Below are 24649 nucleotides of genomic sequence, written 5' to 3'. Positions count from 1 at the left end.
CAGGCTTATGCTTAACCTCGCTAATATGGTGGCTTCTCCACCAGAACGTCATCGTATTAGTCTGTTAGTTAAACCAATGCTGACATTCAGGCTCTCTTCTCTTTTTACCTTCTTTACCGAGTTTAGCAATAACCACATGTTTTATTTTAAGTTCATATATTTTTTTATTTTTGCTTGGATAAAAACCTCTTAAACCAGTCTTGTTAATACTTTAACCTCGTCTGAAAGAAGGTTTGCATCGGTAGGTTGATGAAGGTTGGACTTTACAACACATTTTGATGAGTTTTGCCAGTATAGTATATTCGGGTACTTCTGCACAAACGGGTATATAACAAAACTAGCATTTTATTAATAACTGCCAATCCACATTTTAGTTCTAATCATGATTTTGAAGGTAGTTAGTCAAATATGCTTATATTGATTAAAATCTTCATCTTTAATTACCAACATTCTTCATTCCCCTTCCAGACATATTATACCATAAATGCATATGTTCTGTAAGGTAAAAATTCAGATTTTTTAAGGGTTCAAGAGGTGTATTTTTCAATGGAAACTAATTATACAACTAACCGCCTCATGCTGCCAAAAACATTTTTGTTGACTTATAAGCGGCGTAATAATATACTATTGCTCAGTGCAATCGTTATATAAGGAGGAAACTTATGCTTAAAGAGATATACTCCCGCTTTAAATCTATAAACAACAATGCAAGGGTTATCATTGCAGTTGGTCCTCTTATCAATATACCCATCAGTATGTTTATGACATATGCTACCATATATATGTCCAAACTTGGCTTAACTGCCGAACAAATAGGAATTATATCATCTATAAGTCTTTTGGCCCAGCTTATAAACTCCTTTTACGCCGGCATTTTGACAAATAAACTAGGCAGAAAGCGTACTATAACCATATTTGACACCATTGCCTGGTCATTTGCATGCCTGGTATGGGCTTTTTCTAAAAGCTTCACCGCATTTTTATTGGCGGCTCTGTTGAACTCTTTTGTAAAGGTATCTGAAATAGCGTGGAGATGCATATTGGTTGACGATTCCAGCCCTCAGGAGCGAATCGTCATTTGGTCTTTTCAGAACATCGTCTTTGTCATAGGAGGCTTATTTGTGCCGTTAGGAGGCATCCTTGTATCCCATTATGGAGTAGTGTTTGCTACAAGGATAATGTACATCATAGGCTTTGTCGCAATGTCCATTGGCATATTTATAAGATATGCAAACATCACTGAGACCTCCATAGGCATAATGATGATGCAAAAAAATAAAAATGGCGGCTATAAAGAAGTCATGAAGGACGTATTAGACGCAATAAAATATATACTGACCCACCCAGAAAATCTCCTGTTGCTTACAATTGTGGTATTAAACAACTTCCAGTTTATCTTAAAAAACACTTACAACAATCTATATTTAATTTCACACCTTAAGATAAGCGATAGGATGGTGTCCATATTCCCAGCTATAAGTACCATAATGACATTGATCGCCATGTTTGTAATTATTCCTAAAATGGGTAGAAGCAATGAAAAAAAGGCACTGTTGATCGGTCTTGCCCTTACGTCTTTAAGCAACCTTTTATTTGTGCTATCTCCTCCTAAGCAGATTGGCATGCTCATATTAACCACCCTTATAGGCTCCGTAGGTTTTGCAGTAATGAGCCCTAATTTAGAGACATGCTGGGCCAACTCCATCGATGATAAAAAGCGAGCAAACGTGGTATCTTATTCCTCTATACTCATCACCGCTATAAGCATACCGGCGGGTGCAATAGGAGGTTATATATATACGATAAATCCGGTAATGCTCTTTATACTTATATTCGCACTCTCCCTACTTACCTGTGTAATCGGATGGATGATCTTACGTGCAGACAAAAAAACAGTAGGTAATCGCCTTCACGGAATATCCACATAAAAAGTAGAAGTGCGCCAAAATGGCGCACTTCTTTCATCAGTCGTTTTCCAGTAATTCCACTATAACCTTGAGCTTATACATGGCATCTATGTAGGCATATCGCCCGCCGGTGTACTCGCCCTTCTGTACCAGCGGCATACCGTTGGCCTCCAGCACCGCTACGGTGTCCTTCATACCTTTTATCTGGAACGCGATGTGATGCACTCCTTCGCCGTATTTATCTAAAAATTCCCTCCATGTACTGGGTTCGCTGTCGGGCTCTATAAGCTCTATGTCCACAGATCCCATCTTAAAGAATATCAATTTCGCTCTGGCCTTTGTAGAGCTGCCTTTATACTCAGTCTTTGCAATATCCACCGTGTCGGTTATCACCGTTGAGGTAGGCTTTATTCCAAATACCTTTTCATACATCTTCGCCGTCTTTTCCGCATCGCGTACCACTATGCCTATCTGGGTCACGACATTGCTACCTATCATTTTTTCTTCCATATACATTCTCCTCTCAATCAATCGACCTTAATATAATTCGCCAAAAGCCATCTTATTATACCGCCTATGATTATTATATCGTATATTAGATATAAAGTATAATACTTTAAGAGCACTAATATATGAAAACAGTGGATCCCTTTTTTACATAATCATAAAACCATTGCTATCCTGTAAAGGCAATCTTATACAGCCATGGGAAGCTCTTTTCAATAATGTAGGATCAATAATTCTATCGTTTTTATCTAAAAGAACCGAATGAAAAAGATACAACGATCCATAAAAACTTACCCAATATTTCACTTTACTTTTGTACTGAGGAAAGTACATCTCTTCACCCCTGTTGCCAATTTTAAATATGCCCCTTATGGTAGGAGAGGAATTTTTGCCTGTAGCACAGGGGATGGATTTGTAAAGCCGCCATTTACCTTTTGTCCCCATGAAAACATATGTATACTGCCTGCTTATATCAACCCACACAAAATAAGGCGTATCGCTAGTAAACCCCTTGGTATTCACATATCTTTCTAACTCCTCTTTTGTCAACAGGTCTTTGTTGGTGGGAGGATCAGGGGGTATAATCAAATCTACTCCGTAAGTCCAGCCGACTGTTGACGACGAAAGAGACTTCACATTATACCAAACACCAGATCTGTCCTGTATAACCTCCACTTTTTCCCCTTTTTTTAAAGTGCCTATTCGATGACCGGTGTTGTTGTATTTATACAGCGGAGCATCTCTTTTTAGTGTCGCTATGACGCTCGATGGTTTTACAAGAGCGTCAAGGTCCCTGGTTGGTGGTTTAGGTGGATTCACTGGCGGCTTAGGAGGATTCTCTGTGGTTTCTGAAAACAATTTATTTAGTGTTTCAATAAAATTATTGTCTTTACCTTCAAAAATATCTTCATCCCCAATAGCTATCAGACCCTTTTCATTCCAGGAGACCTTTTTACCTAGCGCTTCCGCGACAGCTCTTACCGGTACCATTGTGGTGCCTTGAAATATCTCCGGTGGCATATCCAACTGCACCTTTTTGTCATTTACTATCATCGTGCTATCGTTGGCCTTCATTATGATTTTATTACTGTCAAACTCCAATGTTATGATTCCTGTCTTGTTATCATAATCTACCTTTGCACTAAGGTTCTCTGCAATAAATCTCAATGGAACCATAACCCTGTTATTTTTTATGTAAGGTTTTATAATTCCTTTTGAATCTATCTTAGTTTCTGTGCCTTTAACAAAAGCATCAGGACTATCAATATGCAATAATATAGCATCCTGTATAATAGATTTTATAGCCTCGGGGACCGCTGTTGCCGAAAACGCTGGATGAACAATTGTAGACAACATTACTATAACCGTTAAAACAGCCGAAATAACCTTAAGCCCCAATTAAATTCCCCCTATTTTTGATATGAATGGTAGCACACGTATTACTTCTTTAGTTGCTTTATACTTAAATTCCTGTGGCTTTGCCGAAAGATATTTTTTCTTCCTGAGTTAAGATGTGAGTTATTCTTCAGTGATTGTAAATTTTAATTTTACCCCAGCTTCCCTAGCTTTGGACCGAATATAGTCCGCGGCCGCATTGCATTCCTCTTCGCTAGACAGGTGTTCAATCATAAGGGGCATATCAGCATCTAAGGCTTCAAGATTCCTAAGCAAGGTAATATAATCCAGACTTCCACAACCAGGTCGCACCTCACTGAGGTGGGTGGTAAGTTTACCCGATAACGTAATATCTTTGGCGTGGCAACTTTTTATATATGGGCCTAATTTATTTATAAAATCGCGTATAAGTGCACCGTTATTATAATATCGCTGAGGACTGCATATAAGATTCACCGGGTCAAAATGCACAGCAAAGCTTTTGCGATCGATAGCCTTTATAAGCTCCAAATAACTATCTGCTGAATCGGGATACATCCACGGCATGGGTTCCAGCGTATAAAAGGTTCGAATTGGTTTAACATCATCTATAATCTCTCTCACCGTAGCCACTATCATATCAAAAGTCTCGGACGTGAAATTGTCAGGATGTGGACCATCCCATTGTTCGCCGCGAGAACCCGATATATTAACACAACAACGAGCTCCTATTCTGTCGGCTAATGCCAGCTGTTCCTTGCACTTTTTTATAGCTGCCCGACGTTCTACTTCATCGGCACTTAAAGGATTACTCCATGCTCCTACCTCTGATATGATAATATCAGCTTTGTTGGCCACTTTGACATAAGCCTCAACAACCGCATCTTCATCATCAACTGTCACAGGGCAATAGGCTGCCCCATAACCATGCTTTTTTAACGCCTGTATCCATTGTTCTGGATCAGAATAGGTGTAAAACAAAGGCCCTCCCAAACGCATGTTCAATTCCCCCCCCAACTATATGATTATCATCTGTCATCAATATAATGTTCGCTCCATCATCTCTTGCCCTGTTACTTTTGTAAAACAGTATCTTTAAGCATTTCTTTTATTTTTTCCCTAACCCCTAGTTTAACATCTTCTATCTCTTTATAAATTTCCTTACAAATATGTAACCACATCTGTTAAATTCTTACTCTGTAAATATGAAATGTATGCCTCAAAAAACTCATTGGATAGGATCTGATTCAAATCTTCTACGCTTATTATAAAGTACATCAGCAATATTTGTAAAAAGTCTTAGATAAAAAGCATATATCGCATAAAAAGGTATATTAAAATCTACACAAGCTAAGATTTTTTCCAAATCATCTTCAAATTCCATTAATAATTTTCTCGCCATGTATTCTTCAAATATTGGATATTCTTGATATATTTCTAACATTTCAAGAAATCGCTGTTCATCATCTTCTTTTTTATCACTAGCCTTATCGATAATTTCTTTAAATTTTGCTTTTGCTGTATTAAGCTCATCTATCGTAACCTTTAATACAGGAATCATAAAATCCTTCATACCGTTATTTTTTGCCGCTAATAAAATCCAAACAAACACAGTTTTAATCTCTTCTCTGGAATACTCCTCATTCCGAAGAGAATAAGCTAAATCTAAAAGATAATCTTCTAAAAGCAGACTTTCAGATAACTTCTCTAATAATCTGACGACTTCTTCCTCTGTTTGGAGGTCTGTGTTCACTAAAAAATCAACAGGTACTCTAAAATGTTTTAAAGTTTCTTTTTTCTCTACAATCTTTCCAATCCTATCAATCAACTCTTCTACTGTAGCTTTTACAGCAAATCTTCCTTTTTCTTCATCAAATATCTTATCTCTTTCGTCCCATACTTCAAGTATTATTTTTGCTAATTCTTCTAAATCGGGCGAATTCTGGGATTCTTCTTCAAGTTTAACCCCATACAATACACTAACAATATGTATAAATTCTCTTCCATAAGAAGTAATTGTTTCTTCTTTCTCAATTGTTTTTAAGAGGGTAGTATCAATTTTATCGATTAATGGAAAACAACACTTCTTATATTTTTTACCACTTCCACAAATACATTCACCATTTCTATCAATATCAAAAATTTTATCCATTTTAACCTCCATACCATTATTATTCATAACATCAAATGCATATTTTTCATGATATAGAATAGCAAAAAACTCGACAATTTAACAGTACCTTTAACAAAAAGATGTAGCCGTTTTTTATTACAGGTCATTTCAACGCGCAACAGAGCAAAGAGACCCACGCATTAAAAATAACTTATAAGTAGTGCCATATTTAATACAGTAACAATAATTGCTATACACCACAAAAATACATTATCCAATTTTGAGTTCGCATATTTCCCCATGACTTTTTTGGAGGATGTCAAAAAAATCTGCATGAAGATTGTAAGAGGGAGCTGCATGCTTAAAAACATCTGAGAATAAATCAATCCCTGGAAAGGTGAAGGAATAAAGAAAATAATAATGGCTGCGGAAATCATGGTGATTAAAACACCCGCTTTAGTGTGGCTGTCCGAAATGTCATATGGCTCTGAAAAGATGCCGGCAAAAATGCTGCCGCCCGCCATACCTGCCGTGATGCTGGAAGAAAGCCCGGCAAACAACAGAGCCATGGCAAACACGACAGAGGCGGCACTCCCAAGCAACGGCCTGAGCATTGCCTGCGCCTGCGACAAATCTGCCACCACAGTCCGTCGCTCAAAAAACGTTGCCGCCGCCATTATAATCATGGCGCTGTTGATCGCCCAGCCAATGACCATAGAAAATAGCGTGTCCACAAATTCATACTTGAGCTGTCGCTTAATGATCTTTTCGTCCTGCAGATTCCACTGCCGGCTCTGGATGACCTCGGAGTGCAAAAACAGGTTGTGGGGCATGACCACGGCGCCCATCACGCTCATAATAATGGGCATAGAATTTTGAGGAAAAGAGGGGATAAACCATCCTGCGACCGTTTCTCTCCAGCTGACGTATACAATGTAGATTTCAAAAATAAAGGAAAGGCCGATCAGCGAGACGAAACCAATAATGATTCTTTCGATTTTTTTATACGAATTTGTAAACTGCATAAGGAGAGCAACCAACAAAACAAACAGGGCTCCTATCTTAATCGGCAGTCCAAAAAGCATGTTCATCGCAATGGCACCGCCAAGGATTTCAGCCATAGCAGTGGAAATGGCTGCTGCCATCGCAGTGAGCAATATGATATTTTTAAGCCATGGCCGGATATTTTCTGTCGCCGCTTCGGAAAGACATTTTCCGGTTACAATGCCCAGATGCGCTGCGTTGTGCTGCAACACAATGAGCATGATGGTTGAAAGCGTCACCACCCATAATAGATTATATCCATATCCGGAGCCTGCCGCAATATTCGAGGCCCAATTTCCTGGATCAATGAATCCCACTGTAACCAACAAGCCGGGACCTATGTATTTGAAAAAATCAACTGCGAGAAGTTTTGGACTATGATTGCTTAAAAATAATTTCACCATTTCACCATCCTAGCCAGTTCAATGATTTTTGAAAATGAGTATATATATTATACTACAGTAAAAAAAATAAAAAAAGTATTGACTCCTGAATCTTATGTATTATAATTAGTAATTAAAAGATAATTGTTGTTAAGAACTATTATTAATAAGGAGATGTTTAAAATGTCTGAATTTAACGAGCGTTATGGTCACGTCACATTTAATGGTGCGCCGGTAACTCTAATAGGCCCGGCGTTAAAGGTAGGAGACAAAGCTCCCGACTTTAAGGTACTGAACAGCAATCTAGAGGAAGAAACCCTGGACACTACCCGGGGCAAGATAAGGTTAATAGTTTCAGTGCCATCCTTGGATACACCGGTCTGTGACACCGAAACCAGGAGGTTTAACAAAGAAGCCACATCTTTTAGCCCCGACGTAGAGGTCATCGTCATCAGTATGGACCTTCCCTTTGCCCAAAAAAGATGGTGTGCAGCAGCAGGTATAGACAGAGTGAGGGCTCTGTCGGACCACCGAGAAGCGTCCTTCGGCAAAAACTGGGGAGTTCTGATAAAAGAGTTGCGTCTCCTTGCAAGGGCTGTATTCGTGGTGGATAAAGACGACATTATACGCTATGTGGAGTACGTCAAAGAAATCACTCAGGAACCTGACTACGACGCGGCTTTAAGCGTGGTAAAGTCCTTGAACGCTCTACAAAATTAACGTCATCGCCTACATCATTATTTTGGCCTGGTCGTATATTTTGGACAAATCTTACTTAATATAATAGCAAACGGGTACGTAACGGGTCATGTGTTACGTACTCGTCCTCTATTTTAAGATCATGGTGACCAATCGGAAAAATCTTGTAATAAATAGTCATAATTTTCTTCTGTTATATTCAGATAACTTGACGGTACAATCACTTCATTAAGAAGTTGAAGCTTTTTCTGCAATACCTCATTTAAACGCTCTTCTACTGTTTTACCTCTACTGCTTATGCACAGGGTAATAAACGTTTACTTCGCGAGTCTGGCCTATCCGATAAACCCTATCTGTAGCCTGCTTTTCAACAGCTGGATTCCAATCCCTTGTGTAATGAATCACATTATTGGCCTCAGTTATGGTAACACCTACGCCGGCAGCTCTTGTAGAGAGAATAATAACGCCAAAGCCTGAAGATTCTTTGAAGCTGTCTATAACACTCATCCTATCGCCTTTAATGTTGCCATTTATCACAGGACAATTTATGCCAAAGACATCCATTATAACTTTTCTCAATATTGCCTGCATCTTTATATAATGGGTAAATATAACCGCCTTTTCACCTCTACGCTTTATCTCATTTAAAAGTTCTATAAGGCGTTGAAGTTTCCCTGACTCACTTAAAAGTTGAGAGGTATTCCCTTCACCATCATCTTGTATAAGGCGTGGATGGGCACACAATTCCATCAACTTTTGCAACACACCAAGAGGCGATTTACTTTCGCCTTTGTTTTTATAATCTCCTATCAATTGACAATAGAGTTTCTCTTGCAATGCTGTAAGTTCTACTTCTGAAAAAAACTCATTTTTCGCAGGAAGGGATAAAATCCCATCTTTTGCCCTCCTTAAGTACACAGGCTTTATCGTATTCAGTAACCTATTCTTTACTTCTACATATGTTTCACTTTTATTGCTTATAGCATCCTCTATAGGTATTTGATACGTCTTCTTAAACTCCTGATAACTAGACAAAAGGCCAGGCTGCACATAGTCTATTATACACCATAACTCACCTAGATTGTTCTCCACAGGAGTCCCGGTCATAGCTATCTTGATCCTAGCTTTTAAGGCCTTAACTGCTGAGGTAGTTAATGTTGTGGTATTTTTTATCTTCTGTGCTTCATCACAAACAACTGCCTGCCAGTCTATTTGACCTAACAGCAATTGATCTCTGACCAATGTCTCGTAAGTGGTTAATATGATTTCATAATCTTCTAAAAGCTCGGGTGTTCTATATCTTTTGTAACCCATATGTCTATATACAGAGGTAATTTCAGAGAACTTGCGTATCTCGCTTTCCCATATATCTAACAAAGTGTATGGAGCTACAATCAACGTAGGTTTAATTGCATTACATTCTTTTAGATAACATAAAAAACTAATTATCTGTAAAGTCTTACCTAAACCCATATCATCGGCAAGTAGTCCGCCCAGGTAATTTTCGTACAAGCCCTTAAACCATAAAAATCCTTCTTTTTGATGCTGGTACAGCTGGCAATTTTTTAAATACATAGGATATCTAAAATCACTTATGCTAAAATCACCTGTAAGCTGTTTTTTCAAGCTTAACGCTGTCTCGTTGTACTCCAGATTATCTATGTTTTCATATATTTTCAAGACATAAGGTAATCGGGTAATATCTATCCTCTGTGTCTTAACAAGCGACTCGTTGTCGACTATATTTAAAAATTTGCTGGCCTGCTCTCTGTCAATTTTTATCCAATTACCTTTATAATTTACGTAATCTTCTCCGCTTTCGACAGCTTTTTGAACCAATCGCCTATATTCGTTTACATCGATCTTACCATTATCTCCTAGTGCATTTTCCCGTGTGTTATCACCATCTTCATCAAGATCCAAACCGGTATCTTCATGTATGATTCCACCTATCTCAAAATCAAACCACCCGGAATCTTTATCTCTTTCTATATTAACATACGGATTAGCCCTGTAGACCCTAAGCCCGAGCTCCTTTACCCTTTTACTGAAATTAGACAAATCTATATCTTCAGGTAAAATAGAGTACGGGTCAGTCAAAAACCTTGGTATCTGAGCCCCTTTAAGATGCCCTTGTCTAAGAATTTTATTATAATTTTGTACGATCCTATCTTCCAAAAAAATTCTTTTCCTCTTTATACCTTCACCGTATAACGTGTTATGCTGTTTTAAGACCTTATCTTTATCATCTTTTAATAAACTATCGATTCCATTGCCCAAAATCGGTACAATCTGGATATAGTCGTCGCTGTGCTTAACTATATCCACATCCAGTTTTTCAGAATAGTACACTTCTTCGCTTTCCAGAAATTTATCAAAAGTCACATTAGCCGACTTAGCTTTATATTTGACTTTTGCGATGATCTTCGCCTGCAATAAAGGGTCAGCAGTGGGCTTATACGCATCTATCTCGTTTAAAAGGCTGTAAAGATTTAATGGTATCAAATAAAGGCAGCCTTTGTGGGATACCACATTTTTAATCCTTCTATCCAGAGGCCCCATTTTCTCATCTTTTATGTATATGTCAGGTATCAACGTAAAATCACTGTTGCCAAGGATTCCCTTCGCTTTTATATGGAGTCTTATGGTGTTATCTTCGCCAGGAAGACAAAGTATACGTCTCTGATCTTCAGTGATATTGTACAAAAATTCATAAGGTATAATGTAAGTATTGTCTTCCTCTTGCAAAATACCTTCCTGCCACAAACCTTCAATTACGTTTAATGTCTCCATTTCATCAGGCGAGATATTCTTTAAGAATTCTACTGGGTTTAAAAAAAGCGGTATTTTCATTTCAACAGGCTTTTTCTTTTTTAAAACCTGACAAACAATCTTAATACCCTTATCTGTTAAGTCTTTTGAAATCCTTATCAAACCACTCACCCTTCAGCAGCTGTCGTACAATATTATATGCTCTGAATTCCCATCTTCCTCCGTGTATTATCCTAGCGATAGCAATGCTTTCATCTTTAAAAAAGCTATTACTTTTAGAGCTTTCTTCACTGGCAAACGCGCCAAATCGGCGCTTAAATACATCTGTTCTATATATATAGGCAGCGCCAATAGGTTCAAATTCAACCACTACAAATTCGCCAAAATATATAAAATAAATTGCTTGATTGCGGTTGTTCTTTTTAACCACAACAAAGTCCTTAATATAATCAAGATAGTTTGCCCAAAAATTATATCTCGGGCCATCAAGATGCTTTTTCATCGAATTATCTAAAAACCATTTTCTGCACTTGCTCCATACCGGCTCAGAAACATCTTTCCAGAAGAAATCTTTTTCTCTATTTTCAGGTACCTTTTTGTTTTCTAATATATATTCCATTATATCATGGTTAAGCTCAGAAAATGATACATTACCAACATAGTTTTCAATAAACATCAGCAATTCATTTTGATTGTATGATTTTACTGTATTCAAAATTACTTGCGGCTCGCTGCTCACATAAGTTTCTCTATCACAATACAGATAAAAATATTTTTTTATATTCAATCCCAACTTTGATTTTTCATTAATCTTAAATGTATTAAAAAACTTATCTAAATTCAGTTTAGTTTTACTTATATAAACACAAATAAATTTGATTACATTATCGTTAACCATCATTACCTTAATAAACCGCAATATTTTCTCATCCTTAAACAGCTCAATAAAAGCCTCTTTAAATTCATTGCAAAATCTCGTAAAATAATACACATACATCTTATTGTAATAATTATTCTGATACTGTTCCCAGAGCAAAGCGGCGAATTTCTTTTTAAACCTCAATCTTATAATTTCATAAATCTTATTGGGATCGATGTTAAAATCAGCACCAGCAAAATAATAAATCAACAGGTACAGTTCACGACTTTTTAACGTAAATGCCAGATCGTGTATATCTTTAAATGGCGTCTTATCTATTTTTTGCAGCAACATGAGCCTTTCTTCTTCATCATTATTTTTTTCAAAAATTATTGCCTTATTTGAACTATTCGATATTATGCGATTTTTAGTCTCAAGCAATTTATGAGGAATATACACGAATTCATGGGTGCTCACTTTACAGATCCCTTCCCGAGGATTTTTTGCATCTCCATTATCATTTCCTCTTCTTTTAAGCGAAATTTAAATTCTACCCTCCTGGATTTCTGCCTGTTTACCTTCCCGTTCTCAATAATTAACTGGCTGTATGAGCGGCCATTGGCCGTTATATATGACATCAAATCTGCTTTTGTCTTAGAGTCAATGCCTTTTATATTAGATTGCAATATATATCTGACAACCTCAAACGCCCTCTTCTGAGAGAGCTCCAGATTGTACATATAATCACCGGTATCATCGGTATGGCCCTCTACAATTATCTGCGATATGTACCTTTTAAACCGTGGATCCATGAGTATCGATAAGTACCGCGGGATAAACTCATTCAAATACCTTTTACCTTCCTCCTTTAACTCAAACTTATCCTTGTCAAAGAATACACCTTCGCTAAAGCTTATAGCCCCAGTTTGGGGATCTATACTAAGCGTCATATCTGAATTGCTAAACTCCTTAAAAAGCTGGTCTATTATACGAGCCCTCACGCCAATCAAGTCATCAACCTTTGCCTTCTGCAAACTGAGTTCAGCAGCAATGCCGGCATATTTATAAATCATAATGACAATCAAAAGGGCAAACATCAAAAGTAACGCAGCCATCAAATCTGAATAAGACTGCCAGTAATCGTGTACTTTGTCCTCATCCTTCAATGGTCTGCATCTCCTTCTCATTGTTTCTTAAGGTCTTTTTAAATTCAATAATCACCTTCGGTAATTCATCTACAGCTTCTTCAATTTCGCTTAATGTGGAATTTAGATAACTTGTTATACTGGCAAGCTCTTCATCAAACAAAGATAAACTTCGCTTAAGTCCTTCATGGGTTTTATTAGCAAATTCTTCCATAGATTGTTTGAGGCTGTTGTTTAAGATATCGATGTCCTTACTTATATTGGCATAACTCTTTTCAAGCAAGCCGAACTTTTCATTGATCTCCGATATGTATCTAGATATTATTTGAATGTGCTCTGTCTTATCTTTTAACAATAAATCTTTTTGCTCGTTGATATCTCTTATCATTTTTGACATATCTTCAATAAGTCCATTTATATTAGAGGAAACAGATTCTAATTTTGATATGTTCTCAACCATATGGTTGTTAGCTGTATTGATTTTATCGAAATAATCAGAGAAGTTTGTAATTATGTTTTCAATAGCTCTATTAACATCCTGTAAATTCAGTATGTTGTTCGACAATTTTTCTATAAGTTCATTCATGCCTTCTTTAACCATTTGCTGCCACTTTATCATCTCGCCGATGGACTCACCCAAATCCGCAAATTTCCCTTTTAATGACAGATCCATACTTTCTATAAACTTATTAACAATCTTTTGAACTCCTTCTAACTGATTATCGTATGCCAGATTAGCAAACCTCTCAATCATCTGTTTTGAGCTTTCAGTGGACTGCTTAATCTCTCCAATGGTATTATCAAAGGATTCCACGATCTTAGATGTAACCTGCTGATTTATAATATTAGCAAATTCAGGAAATATCCTTTGTTCCAGCATATTTGACAACACGTTGCTAAGCTCTAGGGAAAAATCCGATACAAATTTTTGCATATATGTCTTTTGCTCTTCCTGAATCTCTCTGATGTCTTTGAGATAATCGTCTATTTCCTTTTGCGCAAATACTTTTTTGTACGAGGAATGAAAAGAATCGATTTTTCTTCTGTAATAATGAATCAACCCTCTATCTACTAAAGACCACCCTAAAGAAGAAACAAGGCCTGCTATTGATGTAAGAAACGCCAAATACATTCCTGATATTAAGTTATTTATCCCTTGCTCCAATGCCTGAGTGCTCCCCGAAAAGTTAAGATCACTTAAGCCTTGAACCAATCCCATAAAAGTACCCAAGATGCCAAGGCCTGTAAATACACCTGGCATCATGTCAAATATCTTTCGCTCACCAGGAATTTCAACCAAAGCCGTATAATCCAAAACATCCACAGCATTTTTTATATTGCCACTATAGCACCTATTTTTAAACTTTTCAAGTAATCCAGTTACGTATTTGTCATTTTTCTTTTTTTCTATTATTTCATCTGTCAATTCAATAAGCTCTTCTAATAACATATCTTTATCCGATGTGTTGTGAATTTTTTTCATGTACTTATCTATTATTCTAATATATTGCCAAGGTTTCCGGTGAGTAAAAACTAGAGTAATTAAAGCAATAAGCAAAATACCCCAGCAAAATTTATTAGTAAAACCTGGAATAACTCTTATTATAAAAAGTGTAATCTCTTTGAAATTCAAAAAATTACACCCCTTTCATATTTGGATTTCATTCTTTGAAAATATGTGAAACATATCACTTCTTCATATTCTACACTCATTTAAGGTACTGCGACTTACCCATCCTTAAAAGGATAATTGCCGTTTATATACTCCTCATAGGTAAAAAAAACGGCTCTATATCAATCTTTTTAAATTTTCTTAAATATTTATATATAACATCCATATTCATAGCATATCAAAAATACTAATTTGTTCACATTCACATTTTTTATCCGGTAATCTTTTTACTAATTCGATATTCTTGTTAAGCAAAAACATTGATCTAGAATCATGTTGCTTATAATTTCTCACAGCCATTTCTTTGTTATAATTGGCATAACAGTAATAGCATCCATTAGGGCATGTATTGTACACTCCAATATCTACGCTTTTGTAACAGCCACACTGTTGTCTGGTTGGGCTTTTAGATGCCTTGATATTGATATTATATAAGCGGTTTAAAATATTGATATCTATACAACTTGCTTTACCAATTTTATCACTTATTAAAAAATCATTGCAGCAACTATATAATTTTATATCATACTTTAGTCCAATGTCCGCTAATTCTTCGGCAATTTTCTTTTTATAGGCATTGTCCTTTTCTACTAATCGAATACCTCTCTCTCTTTCTAGATGCTCAAAATTTCTTAATACCTTAGGGTATATATTAGCAAAGCTAATATAGCATCGATGTGTATAACCGCATAATCTTTTTGCTATTTCTCTAAATTTATTAATATAAAAATCACCTTGTATTACATTTGTAAGAACTATGGGATCAAACCTCCATTGAATATGTTCTGGTGAAAATTTTGAAGATATATTAATAAATTGTTCTATAGCCACGTTTGGGTCTATTACATTCTCTTCTAATATTCCTTTAAGACCCGTTATTGTAAATAAAAAATACAATCTGTATTTATCTTTTAACTCATCCAGTTTATCAAGCATTGGTCCATAATTTTTTGACCAAAACACAATAACATCCACATCTTTCGGACTTAAAGAAATCTATTGTCCTAATTTATTGTACGGATTATATACCACCACTTTTTCATCATGTATTCTATTCATAAACCATTCAGCATAAAAAGCCGGAATATCTGTTCGCCTACTAGCGGATATTATCAAACCCATCATCCTTTATAATATATTAATAAAATGGAACTATTTCAGGCCCTGGTTCAATATCAAGGATAGTCTGAAGGATCTACACCTTCAGGTAATTGCTCAAGAATCGCCATAATATTAATTTTATCTTGATCTATTTCACTCCTTTTCCCCTCTGTTACCAAGTTCCATAGATCTCCATCTACAGCCTCTATTATAATTCGAGAATTGCAAACTTCTAGTGTTCCACTTTTTTCAGCTATAAAATAAGGGTAATATATATCTATTCCTTCATCTTTATACCTCTGATAATATCCACGTCCTTTCCGTATTCTTCATCAGCAGTAACTCCTACCGCCCTTGGCAAATTAAATATCCTGGGCTTTTAAAAAGCTTATGTTTTTCATATAAACATGTCGCTACTCCGTAGGATCAGTTGTTTGAATATTGTATTTTTAACATATATGCCTAATAAAACGGGTCAGGAAATAAAAATAACCACCATAAGATCAAAGTGGAATATAAAATATATCACACTTAATTTAGGTATTTATCCAGATCATCCAATGTTTTTATCTCAAATATATTGTCTGCAATATTAATCAATGTGTTTTTATCAGCGCTACGTATTTTCCCTATATAAATCTCAGGAATATCACTAAATTTCTTCTTCAGCTGTCGTATAACCACTTCTCCTATTCCTTTTTCTATTCCTTTCTCTATTCCTTTCTCTATTCCTTTCTCTATGCCTCTCTTCTCATATTCCTTAAATCCTTCTAATATCGTTCGTTCAAGGTTGTACACCATATCCTCCACCTCCTTGCTCTCTTCTATTATTCTCTCTATTTCTTTTTTCTCTTTTTTGGGCAACCTATTTGACAATATCCTCCCTAACCACGTCTTAAATAATTCCATTCGCTCAGAATCTAACTTCTTTAGTACTCCGATTAGTTCGCTCAACCTGTTCATTAACTCTTCTCTGTCTACTTTCTGATCTAATAAGAATACCGCTCCTATTAAATTCTCTAACTCTAATAAATCCTTTTTATTATAACTGTTTACGTCTATTAAAATATACTTGAAATCCAGTACATATTCTTTAAATGTCTCGTAAGAATCTAATGTCTCTTTATAGTTTATACACGCTGTCCATTTACGCTCCCCGTTATACAATACTATTGGTATTATAGCCGGTAATTTAAAATCTTTTCTCTTTGCTTCTTTCCGAGAAGTATCTTTTAGCAAACTTCTCCATATCTCTACCATATACAATAACAACCTATATGGCATCTGAAAATCAACTTTAGACTGCAATTCCATTAATACATAGAATATTACGTCTTTATCTTTTAGCTTCATGCGGTAAACTAAATCGGCTTCTTTATCCGCAAAATCCTGTAAAATATAGGATTTATCAACTCTAACCATTCCAGTTTCATCTATATCTTTTACCCATTCTTGTCCGACAAAACTCTTTAATAACTCTATAAACACCCGCTTACTGGACAACAAAAATTTATAGCCTTTATCGTGTTGATTACGGATATTTTCTTTTGCCGTTTTCTTTTGTATATTATTATCCATCACCTTTAAACCCCTTTAATTATCTCGATATTATTATACACCATTAATATCGATTTTGAAGAACAAATTTTTTGTACGCAGTTATTTTGTGACAATGTCACTTTAAATTTTTGGGGTATCCATAGCAATGTATTTTGTTTTCAAACAAATTTAAATCCTGTTTCTTCATCATATAATTTCGATATATCTTTTGGTGAAATCCATCGTAGCGAACTTTGTACCCCATTTCTGTTTTCAAAATTCAGTAGCAAGTTTTTCTCAACCTTTCTCCCTTTAACTTGTATTATATAATCATTCATTTTTGCCATAACATTTCTTAATAATGCCTTGCGTTCAAATGAGTTGCAATTTGCATAATCTCCTCGTCCTATAATAACATTCTCAAATTCATTGGCCAAAAAAGTAGCATTTTCATCCTTCTCCACATACACATCGTATACGTCTGACAAATCCTCTATTAATTTAAATTCTTGTATCTTATTAAAATCTAGTTTCAATATGCCTTCATTCCATATATTTTTCGATTCTTGAGGTATACCTAAGTTTAATATTTTGTCATAATACCTATTTACAATTGTTTTATATTGCCATTCGTACACTTCTGTACATTCTCTCAGTAGATCCATCGTTAACTTCCTATTAAAAAGGTGATATATATAATCGCTATCATGGGCTAATTTTATAATATAAACGGGCAAATATTGGCCTTTTTGGCCATTTCTATTCACACGACCAGCCGTCTGCACCAATGAATCCAATGGAGCAAAATCCCTAAAAGCCATGTCAAAATCTAAATCTACTCCTGCTTCTATGGTCTGAGTAGAGACCAGAATAACAGATTTATTAGCTTTCAATAGCTTATTCACTTCCTGAATAACCGACATCCTCTTTATTGGTATTATGTTGGTCGATAAATAATACACAGGTGTATCAATACCTCGTCTTTTGAGTTCTGACTTTAATGCATAAAATACCTCTACGCTTCTTTTTATAGTATTTACGACTATGACAGCCGATTTAAGCGCATTCCATTTTTCCATAAAAAATTCTATAAATTTGTCTGTATCCATCTCTTCTTCCAACACTGGTACAAATTTGGTCCTTTTCAACTGACCAAAGTATGTCTCTGAAGAAGGAAATAAATCAACTGTCCTTTTACTACTATATTCATGATTATTCAACAACTGATCTCCAAACTCCAATATCTTAGGCTGAGTAGCCGTCATAAGTATGAATCTAGTACCATAATATTCTGATATTTTTTGCAAAGTAGCACCAACGAGAGACATATACTTTTCTGGTACTGCCTGCACTTCATCCAATATTACGATACTACCTGCTAGCTTATTAAGTTTTTTCAAAGCACTGTTTCTGCCTGTGAATATCGATTGAAATAGCTGGACAAATGTGGTTAAGATCACATCTCCTTCCCAAGCCTCCATCTCAAGTAAGGCTTTGCTTACCGGTATAATTTCGTCAACTTTGATATTAGATGTAATATCAGCCAATCTATGATGCACAACCAAATTTGCCTGATCTCCTATAACATTTTCATACTCTTTACGCGTCTGTTCTATAATATTGATAAACGGAATAGCTGTTATTATCCTTGGAACATATCCTTCTACATCTTGTATCCTTTGTTGTAACCGTAAAGCACATTGCAAAGAGGATAAAGTTTTACCAATTCCGGTAGGAGCGGTAATAATGAAAAATCTACTGTTTTTTATCTGTTCATCGGTTAAACTATCTACAATGTTTATCATCTCGCTACGAGCATTTTCTCTTTTTAAAAGCAATGTTTTATCGACATTACCTTTATCCTTAAATGCTAAATAGTTGACAACCTTACTAGGTGAAATAGACTTCGTTGATCTATGAACCAATTCAGCCGAATTTAGCTTATCGCTATCTACAAGCAATGAAAACATGTATATAAGAAAAAAATACCATTGATCATCAGCAAACCGTCCCATTTTTAAAAGTTGAGGCATATTTATAAAATGTTTGTTTTTCTTTAATCTCTGCAAATCAAGATACACTGAAAAATCAAAATCCTTTAAATGTGGCGCAATGCTAGACAAATCAGCTAAAATCTCACGTTGATTTTCAAATATATTTTGTCTTATAACATTAAGCTCCTGCCACATCAAATCCTGTCCTTCTATAGTAAACAACCGATCCAATGTCAAAGAAAGGTGGTGCATGCGCACAACAATATAACATAGATATGTAACTATATACCTTAAAATCTCATTTTTATATCTCCATTTAGCTTCATCCAATAAAAATAAATAAGAAAAGCAAGCAGAGATATGAGCATGGTTTTTATACGAGCCATTGTAGTTCCCTACTAAATATTCTTGAAAATAGTCTGAATATTTTCCTATATCATGAAAAAAACCTATATTATAGGCTAAGCACTTTATTATATCATTGTCTATATCTTTAAATTTTACTACATTTGGCACCATTTCAGTACACATCTCTGCTACAGCTTTCAAATGTTCACTTAATGTTTGATCATATCCTTTATCTTTATCATAATGAGCAAGATATTTCATAAAACCACTACCTTTTATGTTTTATTGCATCCACATTATGTTTAATCCATTATCTAATTTTACATATTGTTTAGCTGTTACTGTTACAGAACCTCCTTCAAGATTTATGAGCATATTTTTGAGTCCACGCTCTGTAATTTCTCTATCCTTATTAAACTCCAATGGTACTTCTTCTTTTATTAACCTATACCATTTACCTGGTATACTTGGCAACTTTATATCATCTATATAGTCCATGGGTATAACGGAATACATATCAACTACCTCTGATTTATATATTTCTTCCGCTTCATATACACCCTTGTTTTCTAGCCAACCCAAGTTGAAAGCAGTCCCAAGGGCCAGTGATATTCCTTGACTATGATATATCGGCGTGTCATTTATTATCCATTCTAATTTCTCCATAACCTTATTGTCGGAATGATGTATCCATATTTGATAACTTACATATCCAGTCCGCATATTAAATGGTATAACAAGCTCTGTAGCCGTCTGGCTATGATTCTCAGCCGAGCCATTTAAATCATTTTTGCTCTTTATCATAAGATAATTGAGCTTTTGCATACATTTTTTTATAGGTGTTTGACAAGCTACGGCAATTTTGCATTTATCAATAGAAAACATCTCATAATATGTATCTTTTTCCCTCCCCAACAAGCCAGCAACTATACCGGATATTGTGGTTCTAGGAGGTATGAAATATGAAAGGGCTGAAGCGTTAGAATACACTTTTCTAAAATGCGCCATCTTACCATTTACTGAAAATGATACTACTTTCATAATCTAGTCAGCCACCTTACTAGGAATAGGAGTCCATAAATCCATTTCTTTATATATAGGCATATTTACAAGAGATTCACTAGTATTGATATAAGGATGTACCCAACCAATTACTTCGTCTACATATCCCTTTTGTTTCATTTGGTCTATTACACATGTAAGATCTTTAAAATCTACTTTTACATCATTAAGTGATCTTATAGGTTTATCAGCATTATATGAAACCTTCAAAAATCGTCTCATATCACCTAGGTATCCATCAAACTCGGGTTTATACACCACTTCAATATAAAACAGAGGTTGCTGCCCTTGCTTGCTATCTGTCTGATTGGCCATAATGCTTTGTACTAAAGCTTTTCTAAATAACGAAGCATCTTCTTCTGTCATACCAGTGTGTTTTGCACTGTATTTATTCATAGTACCATAATGAGCCACTAATGCATAATAGACTTTATACTTTTTACCAAATGTCGAACTATCGTCATTCATAATGGAAGTTATAGAATTTGATTTAACTATTTCTACCGGATGGAGAGAATATCCCCAACTTATCTGTACTGGCCCAGTAAATGTTTTCGTTACATTTTCTATTGCCATGGCACTGCCAAATAGCCTTATATCTATTAACGACTGCTTGATTATCTCGGTCAGCAAAATATTATTAAATTGGTTAAAATCGCTATCTTTTTTGTTCTTGGATTTAGGTTTTTTCTTGTCATATGCTGCTTTATAGTCATCACAATTTTTCCCAAATACCTCTTCCCATTTCCGCTTGATCATATTATTTTTTTTAAAAAGAGTATCCATTTTATCTTTGTTACTAAGCCATTTATTTATTATATTATCAAACATGGTTTCCATAGGCACTTTCGTATCAGCCAATGTATCAACAAAAATCTCATATCCTTTATTCTTTAAAAGATCCCTACAATCTCTCTTACGCCGTCCATCACTTACCAAAAGGGTTGCTGTTTCATAGTCCATCCTAGGTCTATTTTCCTGGTCAGGATCTCCGTTAGGATTTGTCATATTCGCCTCAAAGCCAAATAAAAAATCGCTGTTTCTATTTAAAGTATTCATCATTACCTTCCTTTCTAATTCTAATCCTCTGCCTCAATTTCCTTTTTTACGACTTCCTGTTCCTCATCAGTAACGTCTGGAATGCTACTACTTATCATATATGCATATCCAGACATTATATAAAACACATTAGCGTGTCCGTCTAATTTCCATGGCTTATCTATAGGCCTATTTATGCATCCATAGTAATAATGAAATCTGTTCATTACCGCTTCAGTAAATATATTAAGCTTTCCATACTGCCTAAGCTTTTCTACTACCTCGTTATAAAGCCTATAGACCTCCATATCGGTCATTCCTTGAAACTGAATCTTTTTAAGAATAGGTTTACTTTTATGTTCTTTTAACATCTGATATATTGCTACTCGTCTTATCAATACACCTAGATAAAACAATGCCTTAGCTTCGTCAGTATATTGCTGCGTATTAAGAAAATCTTCCATAGCATTTATAGAGCTATTTACCTTTTCAGATACAGTATTTATTTTCATGTTATCATCCCCCCTTTCCTTGTCACGATAAGTTTTATCATTTGTCAAAATATTTAGCTGCCTGCATACATTAAATAATACTAAATAATCCATCACTAAATCTTTTATAAAATAGTCATCAGCATAATCTTTATACTCTTTATATCTAGTTAAACCCATGTTAAAGTAATTTTTTATTTCATCCTTTTTAAGCTGATTCAATCCTTTATCAAGACCTTCACATGCATAACTAAACAATTCATTCATATCCACTTGCTCACCGCATAATAATGCCTTGTAAAGCGACAGTACCCTACCTGTATATTTGTTACCGTTTTTATCTTGATATATAGGAATAAGTCTATAAATACTTGCAAGGGACATGCGTTTTATATGTGGTTGCATCATCTTAACATTCTGCCCGATAAACTCCATTATCTTTTTAAATCGTATTGTAGGTACATCCTCTATAGTCTGCAATACGCCAAATGATGTACCATCTGTTCTATATACCACAAAGTTCAGGCTATAGTAGAAAATTTCATCTATATTAGCAAGTGCTTCAAGATTTTGTAGCCAATCATTTGTATCATCATTATTTAAAGCAAGATCCACTTCCTTTTTTAGCTTATATAAATAATCATAATTAAAATCTTCTAACAGTCCTTCAGGAAGTATAAAAACGTCCTCTCCCGCTATCTTGCCCTTAAACATGCTCCGAATCTTTCTGTCGCCGTTAAAAAGATCTAAATAGCAATCATGGCATATAGAATATGTCTTTTCATAATCAAAATTGTCCAGATATGATGATGTATTTTTAGTTGTTGTTTCAAACAATTTATTTAAACCTGTTCTATCAAAATTTTTAATATAATCCTCAGTTTTAACATCATCTTTTCCCTTATGGCATATGTAACACACCTTTTTACTTTGCAAAGAAGAAACGCGGCCTTGCTTTTCTATATTATTATCTAATCTTACCAATTTTATATATTCAGGGCACTCAGACAGAACAATCCGTTGATCATCTTCCTGTATAACTGTAGGTATAACCAATACAAATCGATTTTTTTTGTTTTTCTCTCCAATTCCTATTCTAATAAATTCTTCAGGAGATACAATTTTCTCAGCTTTATTTGGCTTTGATAATATTATTTTAGCTTTGTTTGTATTACTAGTAAGACCTTTAATCATGTAATTGTCTGGTAATAAGAACTTTTGATAATTTATACTGCCAGCGCCCTTTCTTTTACTTAAAATGACAAGCCCACTATCCTCCATTGCTTTAATAATGGAAGCTATTTGTCCATCCTGCATACCGTATTTACAAAGCATATTATATAAATCACTTATAACGCTTGTTAAAATGTAATGTAAAGATTCAACATCTCTATTAAGATAATACTGAGATTTATTACCTATTTTATTACCGAAATATAATAACCGCTTTGCAGTGTCGTCTTGTACAGGCTCTCCTGACTCAAAATGAATATTTTTATGTTTAATATCAAATACCAGGTAAACGGTATATCTTTGCTCGTCATCTTTTACCTTTGGTAATTCTTCCAAAAGGCATTCAATATCATCTTTTCTATCTTTACCTAGAGTTGCAGTAATAGCAGTCAAGTTCATCTTATCACCTCTCATCATAACTCATTTGTTTCTCTTATTTCTTTATATAATTTTAGTGAAATCCGAAAATTATTATCAATCATCTTATCAAGAAAAGGCTTTATTTCAGGTATAAGCCCCTTAATTTTCGCAAGTTTGAATTCCAATAATACCAATTGGGACTAGCGAAAAACTTTCAGCGATTTTTCTGGCAATATTTCAATAAAATCACTTAATGATTTATTTGCTAGCTAAGCAGCTTTTGCTAATGATATCTGTTTACTGACATAAAGGCTTATAGATGAGCCAAGAGACTCCAAAATTCTTCATTGTTAAAGCCACCTTACGCAGCAAAAATTACGTTCATCACTATATTCGTGTATTTGTTGAATATCTTTTATTATATAAGCATATGGATAACTCTCAAATTGCTTTTTATACAAATTTTCTATAAACATAATTAAATCTTCTGGTATATCTTCATACCAACTTAACAAATCGTTATAAAAAACAATATTTTTTTATAATTTTGGAAAACTACATATTCCTCCTTTTATAACAAAACATAATTGTTCTTTTACAATTATATTACCATATTTTCCTTTACAAGTCTATAACCCCAAATAATAACTATCCCCAGGATAAAGTTTTTGTGTGCTGCCATTGCTTTTGAACCTCCCCCAAGAGAAATTTTTCATGTTGTACGTCTTAGTCCAATTTTCTTGAGGGACCAATAAGGGTCCTGTCACAGTACAACTTTAAACAATGATTAAATGATTGCGCCTGTTATAATGTACATTACCTATTTAGGATCAGTTATTAAATAATAGTGTATTTTTATCATATGCACCCAATAAAAGGATTAAGAAATAAAAAGAACCACCATAAGATCAAGGTGGAATATAAAATATATCACACTTAATTTAGGTATTTATCCAGATCATCCAATGTTTTTATCTCAAATATATTGTCTGCAATATTAATCAATGT

The 24649-nt window shown here is 34.8% G+C and carries 17 protein-coding genes and 1 pseudogene; 2 read left to right on the top strand and 16 right to left on the bottom strand.

The features are described from left to right. Positions 1 to 662: 662 nt before the first annotated feature. A complete protein-coding gene (locus BUB87_RS09550) occupies positions 663 to 1928 on the top strand; it encodes an MFS transporter (RefSeq protein WP_073344642.1) in 1266 nt (421 codons plus the stop codon). Between the two features lie 36 nt (positions 1929 to 1964). On the opposite strand, the gene BUB87_RS09545 is transcribed toward BUB87_RS09550, so the two are convergent. The 5 genes from BUB87_RS09545 to BUB87_RS09525 all read right to left on the bottom strand — a co-directional run bounded on the left by BUB87_RS09545 (position 1965) and on the right by BUB87_RS09525 (position 7346). Beyond that, positions 1965 to 2417, bottom strand: coding sequence for a VOC family protein (locus BUB87_RS09545; RefSeq protein WP_073344639.1), 453 nt, complete (start codon positions 2415 to 2417; stop codon positions 1965 to 1967). A 144-nt stretch (positions 2418 to 2561) separates the two neighbouring features. Beyond that, entirely contained in the window at positions 2562 to 3812 is a 1251-nt protein-coding gene (locus BUB87_RS09540; protein ID WP_073344636.1) for a stalk domain-containing protein, read from the bottom strand. A gap of 120 nt (positions 3813 to 3932) precedes the next feature. Further along, positions 3933 to 4787 carry a sugar phosphate isomerase/epimerase family protein gene (locus BUB87_RS09535; RefSeq protein WP_073344633.1) on the bottom strand — a complete coding sequence of 285 codons (855 nt, stop codon included), beginning with the start codon at positions 4785 to 4787 and terminating at the stop codon, positions 3933 to 3935. Between the two features lie 229 nt (positions 4788 to 5016). Further along, on the bottom strand, positions 5017 to 5940 hold the full coding sequence (locus tag BUB87_RS09530; RefSeq protein WP_073344631.1) for an SEC-C metal-binding domain-containing protein: 924 nt from the start codon (positions 5938 to 5940) through the stop codon (positions 5017 to 5019). Between the two features lie 161 nt (positions 5941 to 6101). After that, positions 6102 to 7346, bottom strand: coding sequence for an Nramp family divalent metal transporter (locus BUB87_RS09525; protein ID WP_234946010.1), 1245 nt, complete (start codon positions 7344 to 7346; stop codon positions 6102 to 6104). A 165-nt stretch (positions 7347 to 7511) separates the two neighbouring features. Here BUB87_RS09525 and tpx point away from each other — a divergent pair, with 165 nt between their 5' ends. Beyond that, a complete protein-coding gene (tpx, locus tag BUB87_RS09520) occupies positions 7512 to 8048 on the top strand; it encodes a thiol peroxidase (RefSeq protein WP_073344626.1) in 537 nt (178 codons plus the stop codon). 267 nt (positions 8049 to 8315) lie between these two features. On the opposite strand, the gene BUB87_RS09515 is transcribed toward tpx, so the two are convergent. The 11 genes and pseudogenes from BUB87_RS09515 to BUB87_RS15085 all read right to left on the bottom strand — a co-directional run bounded on the left by BUB87_RS09515 (position 8316) and on the right by BUB87_RS15085 (position 23826). After that, complete coding sequence (locus BUB87_RS09515; RefSeq protein WP_234946009.1) at positions 8316 to 10961, bottom strand: DEAD/DEAH box helicase; 2646 nt, start codon at positions 10959 to 10961, stop codon at positions 8316 to 8318. Continuing rightward, positions 10930 to 12135, bottom strand: coding sequence for a hypothetical protein (locus BUB87_RS09510; RefSeq protein ID WP_073344624.1), 1206 nt, complete (start codon positions 12133 to 12135; stop codon positions 10930 to 10932). The genes BUB87_RS09515 and BUB87_RS09510 overlap by 32 nt, the downstream gene beginning before the upstream one ends. After that, the gene (locus BUB87_RS09505) at positions 12132 to 12824 is read right to left on the bottom strand and encodes an OmpA family protein (protein WP_073344621.1); all 693 of its coding nucleotides are present in this window, start codon (positions 12822 to 12824) and stop codon (positions 12132 to 12134) included. Before BUB87_RS09505 ends, BUB87_RS09510 begins: the two co-directional genes overlap by 4 nt. Further along, on the bottom strand, positions 12814 to 14436 hold the full coding sequence (locus BUB87_RS09500) for a MotA/TolQ/ExbB proton channel family protein (RefSeq protein ID WP_073344619.1): 1623 nt from the start codon (positions 14434 to 14436) through the stop codon (positions 12814 to 12816). Before BUB87_RS09500 ends, BUB87_RS09505 begins: the two co-directional genes overlap by 11 nt. Before the next feature lie 207 nt (positions 14437 to 14643). After that, positions 14644 to 15591 (bottom strand): annotated as a pseudogene (locus BUB87_RS09495) (DUF1848 domain-containing protein). Between the two features lie 516 nt (positions 15592 to 16107). Next, positions 16108 to 17154, bottom strand: a complete 1047-nt coding sequence (locus BUB87_RS09485) for an Rpn family recombination-promoting nuclease/putative transposase (protein ID WP_073344613.1) — start codon at positions 17152 to 17154, stop codon at positions 16108 to 16110. Positions 17155 to 17294: 140 nt separating this feature from the next. Then, on the bottom strand, positions 17295 to 19718 hold the full coding sequence (locus BUB87_RS09480) for a CRISPR-associated helicase/endonuclease Cas3 (protein ID WP_073344611.1): 2424 nt from the start codon (positions 19716 to 19718) through the stop codon (positions 17295 to 17297). Positions 19719 to 19739: 21 nt separating this feature from the next. Continuing rightward, a complete protein-coding gene (gene cas5, locus BUB87_RS09475; protein ID WP_073344608.1) occupies positions 19740 to 20498 on the bottom strand; it encodes a CRISPR-associated protein Cas5 in 759 nt (252 codons plus the stop codon). Between the two features lie 3 nt (positions 20499 to 20501). Further along, on the bottom strand, positions 20502 to 21578 hold the full coding sequence (locus BUB87_RS09470; RefSeq protein ID WP_073344606.1) for a CRISPR-associated protein: 1077 nt from the start codon (positions 21576 to 21578) through the stop codon (positions 20502 to 20504). A 20-nt stretch (positions 21579 to 21598) separates the two neighbouring features. After that, complete coding sequence (locus BUB87_RS09465) at positions 21599 to 23680, bottom strand: TM1802 family CRISPR-associated protein (protein WP_073344683.1); 2082 nt, start codon at positions 23678 to 23680, stop codon at positions 21599 to 21601. A gap of 14 nt (positions 23681 to 23694) precedes the next feature. Next, positions 23695 to 23826 carry a DUF3368 domain-containing protein gene (locus BUB87_RS15085; RefSeq protein WP_407641835.1) on the bottom strand — a complete coding sequence of 44 codons (132 nt, stop codon included), beginning with the start codon at positions 23824 to 23826 and terminating at the stop codon, positions 23695 to 23697. Positions 23827 to 24649: the final 823 nt, after the last annotated feature.

This window comes from Caldanaerobius fijiensis DSM 17918, assembly GCF_900129075.1.
GTDB classification, from domain to species: Bacteria; Bacillota; Thermoanaerobacteria; order Thermoanaerobacterales; family Caldanaerobiaceae; genus Caldanaerobius; species Caldanaerobius fijiensis.
This window is presented reverse-complemented; position numbering and strand designations above follow the sequence as displayed.

What these genes read in the sequence shown, in the direction of transcription:
- BUB87_RS09550 (WP_073344642.1), top strand. Translation starts at nt 663, where the DNA reads ATGCTTAAAGAGATATACTCCCGCTTTAAATCTATAAACAACAATGCA.
- BUB87_RS09545 (WP_073344639.1), bottom strand. Translation starts at nt 2,417, where the DNA reads ATGGAAGAAAAAATGATAGGTAGCAATGTCGTGACCCAGATAGGCATA.
- BUB87_RS09535 (WP_073344633.1), bottom strand. Translation starts at nt 4,787, where the DNA reads ATGCGTTTGGGAGGGCCTTTGTTTTACACCTATTCTGATCCAGAACAA.
- BUB87_RS09530 (WP_073344631.1), bottom strand. Translation starts at nt 5,940, where the DNA reads ATGGATAAAATTTTTGATATTGATAGAAATGGTGAATGTATTTGTGGA.
- tpx (WP_073344626.1), top strand. Translation starts at nt 7,512, where the DNA reads ATGTCTGAATTTAACGAGCGTTATGGTCACGTCACATTTAATGGTGCG.
- BUB87_RS09485 (WP_073344613.1), bottom strand. Translation starts at nt 17,154, where the DNA reads ATGGATAATAATATACAAAAGAAAACGGCAAAAGAAAATATCCGTAAT.
- BUB87_RS09480 (WP_073344611.1), bottom strand. Translation starts at nt 19,718, where the DNA reads ATGAAATATCTTGCTCATTATGATAAAGATAAAGGATATGATCAAACA.
- cas5 (WP_073344608.1), bottom strand. Translation starts at nt 20,498, where the DNA reads ATGAAAGTAGTATCATTTTCAGTAAATGGTAAGATGGCGCATTTTAGA.
- BUB87_RS09470 (WP_073344606.1), bottom strand. Translation starts at nt 21,578, where the DNA reads ATGAATACTTTAAATAGAAACAGCGATTTTTTATTTGGCTTTGAGGCG.
- BUB87_RS09465 (WP_073344683.1), bottom strand. Translation starts at nt 23,680, where the DNA reads ATGAACTTGACTGCTATTACTGCAACTCTAGGTAAAGATAGAAAAGAT.